The following is an 11,946-nucleotide window of genomic DNA, read 5'->3' as shown; positions in this document are numbered from 1 at the left end:
ACCATTACCTGAGTGAAGGGTTACCTGTTATGAGCCGGCTCGTTCTCACCGCCGTCGGCGGCGATCTCCAGGACACCGTCACCCTCGCCGAAAACCCGGACCTTCACCTCGCCCCGGGCGACGTTCTGGTCGAAGTCGACGCGGCGCCTGTCAACAACGCGGACCTGTTGTTCACCATGGGCTGGTTCTCCGCCCAACCGCGGCTGCCGCAACCCCTGGGCGCCGAGGGCGTCGGGCGCGTCATGCAGGCCGGCGAAGACGTGGACCAGACGCTGGTCGGCCGGCGCGTCATCATCCTGCCCACCTTCGTCCAGGGCACGTGGACCGACCAGGTCGTGGTTCCGGCAAGCACCGTCGTCCCACTCTCCGTCACGAACCAGGCGGATGCCTTGCAGCTCGCGATGCTGCCCGTCAATCCCGCGACGGCCTACGCGCTGCTCCACGACTACGCGACGCTGCGGCCCGGCGACTGGATCGGCCTGAACCTGGCCAACTCCGCGGTCGGCAACTACGTCATCGCCCTCGCCAAGCGGGCCGGGATCAGGACCCTGGCCGTTGTGAGGCGGGAGTCGGCAGCCGAGCAGGTCCGCGCCCTCGGCGCGGACGCCGTCGTCGTCGACGGTGCCGACCTGGGCGAGCGCATCTCCGCCGCATTGGGAGGCGAGCGGTTGCGGCTGGCGCTGGAAGGCACCACCGACCCAGCACAGACCGCCGCACTGGTGCAGTCGCTGGAGGACGGCGGCACGGTGGTCACCTTCGCGGCGGCCACCGGACAGGCGCCCTCCGTCCCCGTGGGTGACCTGATCTACCGCGGCATCGTCCTGCGTGCCTTCTTCATCCTCAACTGGATTCGCGACACCCCGCGCAAGGAACTGGAGATCGTGTACACCGAGTTGGCGGACCTGGTCGAGCAGGGCGTGCTTACGGCGCCGGTCGAGGCCACATATCCCCTGGAGGACCACCGCGCCGCCCTGGCCCACGCAGCCAAGGCCGAGCGCTCCGGCAAGATCCTTTTTGTGCCGCGCGATCGAAGCTGACCCCGCACAACCAGTCCAGGCGAACGGCTCCCGGCCGGCATGGTCACGCCGAGTACTCCGATGAGTGGTACGTGGATGATGTCTACTTCGCCTGGTCGAGGATCACCCGGGCGAGTGCGCCGGCGGCATCGGGCGCGGCCGAGGGCTCTGGCGGCTCTGGTCATTCCCGCCCGGAGGGTCGCGTGGAGGAGAAGTTCGTCGAGTTCGGCGAGGAGTTAGTAGCGCACGCCGATCTCGGCGGGGATGTCGGCGGCGACCTCGGCAAAGCGGCTGATCCAGTCCCGGCAGGCGGATCGGCGCGATCGTCGCAGCCGCGCTCGTTATCCTCCGTCTCGAGCGCGGCAGGCACACCTGACCGAAGATCACACTCCGCGGTGATCCGTTACGCGGAAGGCTCACTGATCCTCCGGAAGTTCCACGCTATGCACTCTCGCGTGGCGGCGGGCGGCCCCGGAAACGGGCAGGCCGGGAGTGCGACACCGGCGCGTAGGCTCGGGGCATGGCGAACGCGATCATCACGGCCCGGGGGGTCGGGCTGGACCTGGGCGGAGTGCCCGTGCTGCGCGACGTCGATCTCACCGCCGCTCCGGGCGAGATCGTCGCGGTCATGGGGGAGAACGGCGCCGGGAAGTCGACGCTGCTGCGCTGCCTGGCCGGTCTGCACCCCTCGCCGCGCGGTGAGATCGACGTATTCGGCGGGCCGCCGGCGGACCTGCCGGACTTCTGGCGGCGGGTCGTGCAGGCCGGCGACGAGCCCGCCTGGTATCCGGGCCTGAGCGTCCGCGAACACCTGGAGCTGATGAGGGCCGTCCAGCAGGACGCCCGCCTGACGGTCGACGAGGCGCTGGAGACCTTCGAGCTGACCACCCGGGCCGATCTCGCCCCGTTGTCGCTGTCCACCGGTCAGCGGCAGCGGCTGTCGCTGGCGATGGCGCTGCTCAGGCCCAGCCGCCTGCTCCTGCTCGACGAGCCGGAGCGCGGCCTGGACTCCGGGTTCAGGCAGCGCCTCGCGGAGATCCTGCGCGGCTACGCCGCTGAGGGGGGCACGGTCGTGATGGCCACCCACGACGCGGGGCTGGCGCGGGGCGCGGGAGCCCGTGTGATCACGCTGAGGACGGCGTCGTGATCTCCGCGAGCGCCCGGACGCACCCCGCTTTCGCCTACCTCCGCGCCCGCCGGGCGCGGCCCGCGACCTGGTCGGACCGCTACACCAGTGTCTTCGGTCTGCTCGTCGCCGCCGCGGTGCTCGGCCGCCCGGTCGCGGAGGCGCTGGCCGGGCTGGCCCATGACGCCGACCCCGCGCGGCTCGGCCCCGGTGTCGCGCTGGTCGCCGCGGCCTACGCGGGCTTCCTCGCCCTGGCGCGGGCGCTCGGGCCCGTCGTGCTGCCCGCCGCCGACGCCGCGTGGCTGGTGACGTCGCCGCTGCCCCGCAGGGCCGTGCTCGGCCGTACGGCGCTGCTCCTGCTGGCGGTGGCGGTGCTGGCCGGGGCGGCGCTCGGGCTGACCGCGCTGTCGGTGTTCGGAGCTCCCGGCCAGCTCGGTCTGCGTCTCGCGGCGGCGCTGGTGCTCGGCGTCGCGGCGGGCGTGGGCGGCATGGCGGCCGCGGTGCTCGGCCAGCAGTCCCCGGCGTCGGACGCCCGGCTGCAACTCCTGATCGCCGGGGCCCTTTCCGCGGCCGTGCTCGCGGCCGTCCTCGGCGCGGGCCCCGCCCGCCGGATCCTCGCCGCCGTCGCCGAGGCGCCCGCGTCCCTGGGCGCGGCGGTCGCGGGCGTCGCCTCCGTCGTGGCCGCCTTCCTCGTACGGCAGGCCTGGGTGGCGCTCGACCGCATTCCCGCCCGCAGGATCCTGGCCTCCTCGACCAGGACGGCGCGGGTGACCTCGGCGGCCACCACCCTGGATCCCGGGATGCTCACCTGGGTCGCGGAGGAGTCCCACTGGCGCGGCCGTGCCCTGCGGTCCCGCCCCTGGCCCCGTCTCGTGTCGCGGCTCGGCGCCGCGCCCGCGCTGGCCTGGCAGGAGTGGCTGCGGGTGGGCCGGCGGCCGGGCCGCCTGGCGGCGCTGCTCGGTGCGGCGGCCCTGCCCGCCGTCTGCGCGAACGCCACCGGAGGCGGGTCCGGGCCGGTCGCCGTGATGCTGCTGTGCGGGGCGCTGACCGCGGCCGCGATGTGCACCGGAGGGGTCCGGCGCGACGGCGGAGACCCGGCCCTCGCGCGGATGCTGGCCGTGGACGGCAGGGCCGCGACGGCCGCCCGCGCGGTGCTGCCCGCGCTGCTGGCCGCCTCCTGGTCGGCGCTCGCCCTCGCTGGCCTGCAGGCCGCCGGAACGCTGTCGGCGGGGGCCTGGTGGGCGCTCGGTCCGGCCGCCGCTCCGGCGCTCGCCGCGGGCGCGCTGCGGATGGCCCGGCGGCGGCCCGTCGACCACTCCATGCCGGTCATCGACACCCCGAGCGGAGCGGTGCCGACGGGACCGCTGATCTGGGCGTTGACCGGCGTGGACCTCGCGCTGCTCGGGTCCCTGCCCGCGCTCGCGGCGCTGGTGTCGCGGCCCGCCTCGGTGGCGCCGTACGTCGTGGCGCAGGCCGTCGCCGGCGCCGCGGTGCTCGCCGCCTACATCCTGCGGAGGAGCCGCGAGAACCGCCCATGAAGGGGGCCGGGGTCGCCCTCGGGCCCGCCGTGCCCCCAGGCGATCCCGGCGGGAGAGTAGGAGTGGGACTACGGACTGTGACCGGACTGTGATCCTGATGATGACTCCGTGAAGTCAACTTCGGCGTACCTTGCGGTCAAGGCTTGCCGCACCGCAGGGGAGGCGCGTGACCGAGACCCGGCCCCAGACGCCGGCGGAGGACCTCGTCGCCGAGTTCGACGCCGAGCGTCCCGCCCGGCGCCTGTCCGGCCGCCCGGCGGCGCTCGTCACGATCCTCGCACTGGCCCTGTCGCTCTACGCGCTCTACCAGACCTTCCGGCCGGGGGCGGTACTGCCCTACCGGATGGCGTTCCTGGCCGTGGTGCTGCCGCTGGCCTTCGTCTGCTACAAGGCGCGGCGCGGGGGCCGGGACCGGCCCCGTGGTGATCGAATCAGCGTGCTCGACTGGGCGTTGTCGGCGCTGTCCCTGGCCGTCTGCGTGTATCCGATCGTCGTGTTCGACGACCTCATCCGCCGGGCGTACGCGCCGACGCCGCTCGACGTGGCGGCGGGCGCGCTGCTCACGCTGCTGCTCCTCGAGGCGTGCCGCCGGACCGTGGGCTGGATCCTGCCCGTCGTGTGCGCGGTCTTCTTCGCCTACGCCTACTACGGCGGCTACCTGCCCGCCGACTGGGCGCTGGGCCACCGGGGCTACGACCTGGACCGGATCGTGGCGGCGTTCACGATGGGCACCGAGGGCGTGTACGGCGTGCCCCTCGACGTCGCGGCGACCTACATCATCCTGTTCACGATCTACGGCGCGGTGCTCGACCACTCGGGGGCGGGGCGGTTCTTCGTCGACGTCTCCTTCGCCGCGTTCCGCCGCTCGCGCTCCGCGCCGGGGCGGACCGTCACGCTCGCGGGGTTCCTGCTCGGCACGGTGAGCGGCTCCGGCGTGGCGACGACGGTGAGCGTGGGCAGCGTGGCCTGGCCGATCCTGCGCCGGGCCGGCTATCCGCGTGAGCAGGCCGGGGGAGTGCTGGCGGCGGCCGGCATCGGCGCGATCCTTTCGCCTCCCACGCTGGGCGCGGCGGCGTTCATCATCGCCGAATACCTGCGGGTGAGCTACCTGACCGTGCTCGTCTACGCCACGATCCCGACCGTCCTGTACTACCTGGGCGTCTTCCTCGCGATCGAGATGGACGCGCGCAGGTTCGGCACCAGGGCGGTCCCGGTGGACACGGGCGGCCCCTGGCCGTTGATCAGGCGCTTCGGCTACCACTTCAGCTCGCTGTTCGTGATCATCATCCTGATGGCCCTCGGCCAGTCGCCGTTCCGCGCGGTCGTGTACGCCACGCTGCTGGCCTTCGCGCTCTCGTTCCTCGACCGCACTCCCGGCGGCGAGAACCGGCTGACCCCGCGCCGTGCCGTACGGGCCCTGGCCGCGGGCGCCACCGGCGTGCTGCCGGTCGCGGTCACCTGCGCGGCGGCGGGCACGATCGTCGGCGTGGTCACGCTCACCGGGCTCGGGCTCAAGGCCGGCTCGCTGATCGTCGGCCTGTCCGGGGGGAACCTGGCGGCCACCGCGGTGGCCTGCGCGCTGGCCGTGCTGCTGCTCGGGCTGGCCGTGCCGGTCACGGCGTCCTTCGTCATCGCCGCCGTGATCATCGGCCCCGCGTTGCTGAACCTCGGCGTCACCCCCGCCGAGGCGTACATGTTCATCTTCTATTACGCCGTGCTGTCCGAGGTGAGCCCGCCGACGGCGCTGTCGGCCTTCGCCGCCTCGGCGATCACGGGCGGCAACGCGCACCGCACGATGTGGGCCACCTGGAAGTACACGCTTCCGGCGTTCCTCGTGCCGTTCGCCTTTGTGCTCACGCCGTCCGGCGCCGGCCTGCTGGCCCAGGGCCCGATCGGCGAGATCCTGCTCGCCGCGGCCGTGTCCGCGCTGGCCGTGGCCGTCCTCGCGGCGGCCACCGGAGGCTGGATCACCGGCCCCGCCGGTCCGGTCGAGCGAGGCCTGTGCGCGCTGGCGGCGGTCCTGCTGCTCGTCCTGTCGCCCTGGCCCGTGCTGGCCGGGCTGGGCGTCGCGGCCCTGGCGCTCGCCATCCATTTCTTCCGCAGACATAGGGAGGCGCATCCGTGAGGTTCAGGCTCGTGACGGCGCTGGCCGTCACCGCGGCGCTGCTGGCCGCCGGTTGCGGAGGCGACCGGTCGGCCGCGAACGGCGGCACGGGCGGCGGGACCCGCCTGTCGATCGCCACCGGCAACACCACCGGCGTCTACTACGTGCTGGGCGGCGGGCTCGCCGAGCTGATCGACAAGCACCTGCCGGGCCACCGGGCGACCGCGGAGGCCACCGGCGCCTCGGTGGAGAACATCCAGCGGGTGGTCAGGGGACAGTCGGACGTCGCCTTCACGCTCGCGGACACGGCGGCCGACGCGGTCGAGGGCACCGGCGCCTTCAGCGCCCCGCAGCCGATCCGCGCGCTCGCCCGGCTGTACGCCAACTACACGCACGTGATCGCACGGGCCGACGCCGGGATCACCTCCGTCGCCGGGCTGCGCGGCAAGCGCGTGTCCACGGGCTCGCCGAACTCGGGAACGGAGGTGATCGCGCAGCGGCTGCTCGCCGCCGCCGGGCTCGACCCCGACAAGGACGTGAGACGTCAGGCGCTGTCGCTGCCCGAGACCGTGCAGGGGCTCAAGGACGGCACCCTCGACGCGCTGGTGTGGTCGGGCGGGCTGCCCACCTCGGGCATCACCGACCTGATGACGAGCATGGGCGACGAGGTGACCTTCGTGCCGCTGGACGACGTGCTGCCCGCCATGCGCGCCGCCCACGGCCCCGTCTACGCGGAGGGCGTGATCCCCAAGGCGGCGTACGGCACCCCGTCCGACGTGCCGGTCATCGTCGTGCCGAACCTCCTCGTGGTGAACACGGCGATGGACGCGAAGCTCGCGGAGGACCTCACCCGGCTGATCTTCGACCACAAGGCCGACCTGGAGAAGGTGCACGTGTCGGCCAGGGACATCACCCTGGCCGACGCGCCGAAGACCGACCCCGTGCCGCTCCACGAGGGCGCCAGGAGGTTCTACGGCTGACCCGCCGCACGCGGCTCAGAGGCGGGTGAGACCGGTGACGTGCAGAACGGCGTGGCCCTCCTCGTCGGAGGCGGCCAGGTCGACCTCGGCGCCGACGCCCCAGTCGTGGTTGCCGGCCGGGTCGTCGATGATCTGACGCACCCGCCACAGCTCCTTCTCCTCCTCGATGAGCAGGAGGGCCGGGCCGCGGGCGGCCGGACCGGTGAGGATCTCGTCGTGCTCCTCGTAGTAGGCGTCGAGGCCCGCGCCCCAGTCGACGTCCGGGTAGAGCTCGAGCAGATCCTCCTCGCGGTCCAGCGCGGCGAGCTCCACCAGCCGGAACATCGCGTTGCGGACCAGCACCCGGAAGGCGCGCGCGTTGGCGGTGACCGGGCGGATCTTGGTCTCCAGCTCCTGCCCGGCCGCCAGCGCCTCGGCGGGGTTGGCCAGCTTCTCCCACTCGTCGATCAGGCTGGAGTCGACCTGACGCACCAGCTCGCCGAGCCATTCGATGAGGTCCACCAGGTCGTCGGTCTTCAGGTGCTCGGGCACCGTCTTCGACAGCGTCCGGTAGGCGTCGGCCAGGTAGCGCAGCACCGTGCCCTCCGAGCGGGCCAGCTCGTAGAACTGGATGTACTCGGTGAAGGTCATGGCCCGCTCGTACATGTCGCGCACGATCGTCTTGGGGCTGACGACGTGGTCGCCGACCCAGGGGTGGCCGCGCCGGTAGGTCTCGTACGCGCCGAAGAGCAGGTCGGCCAGCGGCATCGGGTGGGTGATCTCGGCGAGGCGCTCCATCCGCTCCTCGTACTCGATGCCGTCGGCCTTCATCTGGGCGACCGCCTCGGCCCTGGCCTTGTTGAGCTGGGCGTGCAGGATCTGGCGGGGGTCGTCCAGCGTGGACTCGATGATCGAGACCATGTCCAGCGCGTACGTCGGGGAGCCGCGGTCGAGCAGCTCGAAGGAGGCCAGCGCGAAGGTGGACAGCGCCTGGTTGAGGGCGAAGTCCTCCTGCAGGTCCACGGTGAGCCGGGCCATCCGGCCGTGCTCGTCGGGCGCGGCGAGCTTCTCCACGATGCCGCCGGCCAGCAGCGAGCGGTAGATCGCGATGGCGTGGCTGATGTGGCGGCGCTGCGCCTTGCGGTCCTCGTGGTTGTCGGTGAGCAGCCGCTTCATCGCCTGGAAGCAGTCGCCGGGCCGGTTGATGATCGACAGCAGCATGGCGTTGCTGACCTTGAAGCGGGAGGTCAGCGGCTCGGGCTCGGCCGTCTGGAGCTTCTCGAACGTGTCCTCGCTCCAGCCGACGAACCCCTCCGGGGGCTTCTTGCGCGCGTAGCCGCGGCGCCGCTTGGGGTCGTCGCCGATCTTCGCCAGCGCCCGCTCGTTCTCGATCACGTGGTCGGGCGCCTGGCAGACGACGTATCCGACCGTGTCGAAACCGGCCCGGCCGGCCCGCCCCGCGATCTGGTGGAACTCCCGCGCCCGCAGCCGCCGCACCTTGGTGCCGTCGAACTTCGACAGCGCCGTGAACAGCACGGTGCGGATCGGGACGTTCACCCCCACGCCGAGCGTGTCGGTGCCGCAGATGACCTTCAGCAGGCCCGCTTGGGCCAGCCGCTCCACGAGCCGGCGGTACTTCGGCAGCATGCCCGCGTGGTGCACGCCGATGCCGTGCCGTACGAGCCGGGACAGGGCCCGGCCGAAGCGGGTGGTGAAGCGGAAGTTGCCGATGAGGGCGGCGATGGCCTCCTTCTCGGCCTTGGTGCACATGTTGATGCTCATCAGCGCCTGGGCGCGCTCCATCGCCGCGGCCTGCGTGAAGTGCACGACGTAGACGGGAGCCTGCTGGGTGGACAGCAGCTCCTCCAGCGTCTCGTGCAACGGGGTGGTCCGGTAGGAGTAGATGAGCGGCACCGGCCGCTCGGCGTGCTTCACGACGGCGGTGTCGCGCCCCGTGCGGCGGGTGAGGTCGGTCTGGAAGCGCTCGACGTCGCCCAGCGTGGCCGACATCAGCACGAACTGCGCCTGTGGCAGCTCCAGCAGCGGCACCTGCCAGGCCCAGCCGCGGTCGGGCTCGGCGTAGAAGTGGAACTCGTCCATGATCACGGTGCCGACGTCGGCGTCCGCGCCGTCGCGCAGCGCGATCTGGGCGAGGATCTCAGCGGTGCAGCAGATGACCGGCGCGTCGGCGTTCACGGTGGCGTCGCCGGTCATCATGCCGACGTTCTCGGTGCCGAACAGGGCGCACAGGTCGAAGAACTTCTCCGACACCAGCGCCTTGATCGGCGCGGTGTAGAAGCTGATCTCGTCCCTGGCCAGCGCCGCGAAGTGCGCCCCGGCGGCGATCAGGCTCTTGCCCGAGCCCGTGGGCGTGGACACGATCACGTTGTTGCCGGAGACGACCTCGATCAGGGCCTCCTCCTGCGCGGGATAGAGCGTGAGCCCCCGATCGGCGTTCCATGATGCGAACGCGTCGAACAACGCGTCCGGGTCGGTGCCGGACTGTGGGCCGGACGGGAGACGGCGGAGGAGGCTCATGCTTTCGCTCACGCCTCTTATCCTGCCCAAGACGCATGACTGTTTCGACCGGCCCGACGTACGGCAAGGTGTGGCACAGCTACGTCAAAGGGGTGTGGCGCTGCACGAAGCCGCAGGTCAAACCCACAAACTAGCGGTGTGGGGGAGAAGTGGGCCGGGCTGGCCGCACGCCGGGAGACGGCGGCCGACGTGCTGCTCGCCGTCGCGGTGCTCGCCTTCGGGCTGCCGGCGGTGTTGTTCGGCCGCTCCTTCCCCGACCTGCCGTTCCTCGCCGTGCCCGGGTGGGCGCAGATCGCCGCCGTGTGCGCGGCGGCCGCGTCCATGCTGGTGCGGCGCAGCGCGGCCTGGCCGATGATCGCGGCCACCGTCGCCTGCGGACTGCTCTCCGGCCAGACCATGCCGCTGATGCTGGCGGCGTACTCGATGACGTCGCAGAACACGGTGCGCCGATGGCCGTGGGTGGCCGTCGTGCTCGCGGGGGTCTACGCGCTGGCCGACTGGGCGAGTCCCTACACCGACCGGCTGCCCGTCGCCGTGGTGGTGCGGGCGATCACGCTGGTCCTCCTGCCCGCGCTGGTGGGCACCTGGGTGTGGCGCTACCGCTCGATGATCCGGGAGCTGCGCGCGGGCGTGCGGGCGCGCGAGGAGCGCGCCGCCGCCCAGGAACGCCGCCGCATCGCCGGTGAGCTGCACGACACGGTGACGCATGCGGTGACCGTGATGGTCCTGAACGCCGGTCTCATCCAGGACGCCGACGAGCTGGACGAGATCCGCAAGCTGGCCAGGAACATCGAGGACAAGGGCGTGCGGGCGCTGACCGAGCTGCGCGAGCTGCTCACGGCGCTGCGGCGCAGGGACCTGCCGCCCTCGGCGGAGAGCGTCGAGGGGATACCGCGCCTGGTCGAGGAGAGCAGGGCCACCGGCCTGCGCGTCGCCCTGCACTACGACGTGCCGGAGGAGACGCTGTCGCGGCAGGCCGGCCACGCCTGCTACCGCGTCGTCCAGGAGGGCCTCAACAACGTGCGCAAACACGCGCCGGGGGCCGACGTGCAGGTGGTCTGCGAGGCCCACGGCGGCGTGCTGAACGTGTCGGTGGTCAACAGCGGCAAGAGCCGGGCCGTGCCGGTCCGGGTGCCCGCCGACGCGGGAGGCGGCTACGGACTGCCGGGCCTGCGCGAGCGCGTCGCCCAGCTGGGCGGGCGGCTCACGTACGGCCCGACCGCCGAGGGCGGGTTCGCGCTCACCGCCACCGTCCCCTTCCACCCGCCCGACCAGTGCGAGGCCTGACCCGTACGCGTCACAGGCCGAGGTCTTCGATCTCCTTGAGCAGGGCCGCCCTGGAGCCGGGCGGAGCGGGCGTGCCGGGGTCCGCGCTCCCGCCCGCGCTCCCGCCCGCGCTCCCGGTCGCGCCCTTGGCCCGCCGGTCGCGGAACAGGTAGCCGCCGAGGATACCGCCCGCGAAGCCGAAGACGTGCGCCTGCCAGCCGATGCCCTCGGCCGGCAGCAGGCCGGCGAACTGGTAGGCGAAGCACAGGCCCATGACCAGGCCGATGACGATGTCGATCAGGTGCCGGTCGAAGGCTCCGCGCACGAGCACGTACCCGAAGTAGCCGAACACCAGCCCGCTCGCGCCGGCGCCGACCGTGGCGGAGTCGGCGGTGAACCACGAGCCGAGCCCGCTGGCGACGGCGATCAGCCCGGTCACGCCGAGGAAGCGCCGCACGCCCCGGTAGGCGGCGAGGAACCCGAAGATGAACAGCGGCCCGGAGTTGCCCTCGATGTGGGCCCAGCTCCAGTGGAGGAGCGGCGCAGAGACGATCCCGGGGAGCGCGTCGAGGTCCCAGGGCCTGATGCCGTAGCTGTAGCTGAGCGAGTAGTCCGCGGCCCAGTTGACGAGCTGCACGACCCAGATCAACCCCAGGAAACCGACCATGACCCATAAGGCCTTGCGGGCCTCGGCGATCATGATCTCGGCGGTGCGGCCGTCGCTCACGGGACCTCCCTGTGCCTGAAGGCCACGCGGTCCGCCGAAGACGGCGCGGCTCTTGAGGATCACCTGGAAAGATACCGCCGACGGGCGCACGCGTCACTGAGCGCCGGCGCCAGGAGCGCGGCACCGCCCCCCGGGGTCTGCCCGGGGCGGCATCGGGGTTAAGGGGCGGCGGGCCGCCCGGACGGTCCGATGACGAGGTGAGCCGGGGGCCCGGCGGGTTCCCGGCCTCCGGTGCCCGGCTCGCCCCCCGGCCGGCTACACGCGTTCGATGACGACGATCGGGATCTCCCGGTCGGTCTTCGTCGCGTACTCGTCGTACGCGGGCCAGGTGGCGGTCATCGTCCGCCACATGTCCGGCCGTTCCCCGGGGGTCGCCGTACGGGCGTGCGCCTTGAACCTGTCCCCCTTGATCTGGAACTCCACCTCGGGCTCGGCCTCGAGGTTGCGGTACCACAGCGGGTGCTCGGCGGCCCCGCCGTGGGAGGCGACCACCAGGTAGGCGTCACCGTACGGCTGATAGATCAGCGGGGTGCTGCGCGGCAGGCCCGACTTGCGGCCCTTGGTGGTGAGGATGGCCACGGTGGTGCCCTGCCAGTCGTGGCCCTCCTCGCCGTCGGTCTCGATGTAGCGCGTGACGTGTTCCTGTCCGAAGAGCATGGTCGATCTCCTTCC

The 11,946-nt window shown here is 72.5% G+C and carries 9 protein-coding genes; 6 read left to right on the top strand and 3 right to left on the bottom strand.

The features are described from left to right. The first annotated feature begins 29 nt into the window (after positions 1 to 29). The 5 genes from BXA11_RS06280 (at position 30) to BXA11_RS06260 (ending at position 6,764) form a co-directional block, all read left to right on the top strand. Complete coding sequence (locus BXA11_RS06280) at positions 30 to 1,037, top strand: zinc-dependent alcohol dehydrogenase family protein (RefSeq protein ID WP_076433499.1); 1,008 nt, start codon at positions 30 to 32, stop codon at positions 1,035 to 1,037. 499 nt (positions 1,038 to 1,536) lie between these two features. Then, on the top strand, positions 1,537 to 2,163 hold the full coding sequence (gene ccmA, locus BXA11_RS06275) for a heme ABC exporter ATP-binding protein CcmA (RefSeq protein WP_076433496.1): 627 nt from the start codon (positions 1,537 to 1,539) through the stop codon (positions 2,161 to 2,163). Then, the gene (locus BXA11_RS06270; RefSeq protein WP_239104904.1) at positions 2,160 to 3,680 is read left to right on the top strand and encodes a DUF6297 family protein; all 1,521 of its coding nucleotides are present in this window, start codon (positions 2,160 to 2,162) and stop codon (positions 3,678 to 3,680) included. Before ccmA ends, BXA11_RS06270 begins: the two co-directional genes overlap by 4 nt. Positions 3,681 to 3,846: 166 nt before the next feature. Further along, positions 3,847 to 5,805 (top strand): TRAP transporter permease, encoded by a 1,959-nt coding sequence (locus tag BXA11_RS06265; RefSeq protein ID WP_076433493.1) that lies wholly within the window; start codon positions 3,847 to 3,849, stop codon positions 5,803 to 5,805. Continuing rightward, entirely contained in the window at positions 5,802 to 6,764 is a 963-nt protein-coding gene (locus BXA11_RS06260; RefSeq protein WP_204053554.1) for a TAXI family TRAP transporter solute-binding subunit, read from the top strand. The genes BXA11_RS06265 and BXA11_RS06260 overlap by 4 nt, the downstream gene beginning before the upstream one ends. A gap of 15 nt (positions 6,765 to 6,779) precedes the next feature. Here the strand turns inward: BXA11_RS06260 and BXA11_RS06255 are convergent, their stop codons facing one another. Then, a complete protein-coding gene (locus BXA11_RS06255; RefSeq protein ID WP_076433491.1) occupies positions 6,780 to 9,281 on the bottom strand; it encodes a DEAD/DEAH box helicase in 2,502 nt (833 codons plus the stop codon). Positions 9,282 to 9,419: 138 nt separating this feature from the next. Between BXA11_RS06255 and BXA11_RS06250 the strand changes: the two genes are divergently transcribed. Beyond that, positions 9,420 to 10,568 carry a sensor histidine kinase gene (locus tag BXA11_RS06250; RefSeq protein WP_076433489.1) on the top strand — a complete coding sequence of 383 codons (1,149 nt, stop codon included), beginning with the start codon at positions 9,420 to 9,422 and terminating at the stop codon, positions 10,566 to 10,568. A 10-nt stretch (positions 10,569 to 10,578) separates the two neighbouring features. On the opposite strand, the gene BXA11_RS06245 is transcribed toward BXA11_RS06250, so the two are convergent. Further along, a complete protein-coding gene (locus BXA11_RS06245; protein ID WP_204053553.1) occupies positions 10,579 to 11,274 on the bottom strand; it encodes a rhomboid family intramembrane serine protease in 696 nt (231 codons plus the stop codon). Positions 11,275 to 11,529: 255 nt separating this feature from the next. Continuing rightward, positions 11,530 to 11,931: a nitroreductase family deazaflavin-dependent oxidoreductase gene (locus BXA11_RS06240; RefSeq protein WP_076433487.1), complete on the bottom strand. Its 402-nt coding sequence runs from the start codon at positions 11,929 to 11,931 to the stop codon at positions 11,530 to 11,532. Between the last annotated feature and the right edge of the window lie 15 nt (positions 11,932 to 11,946).

Source organism: Microbispora rosea (genome assembly GCF_900156315.1).
GTDB classification, from domain to species: Bacteria; Actinomycetota; Actinomycetes; order Streptosporangiales; family Streptosporangiaceae; genus Microbispora; species Microbispora rosea.
The sequence above is the reverse complement of the archived record's forward strand: the minus strand, read 5'-3'. Positions and strand labels throughout refer to the sequence as shown.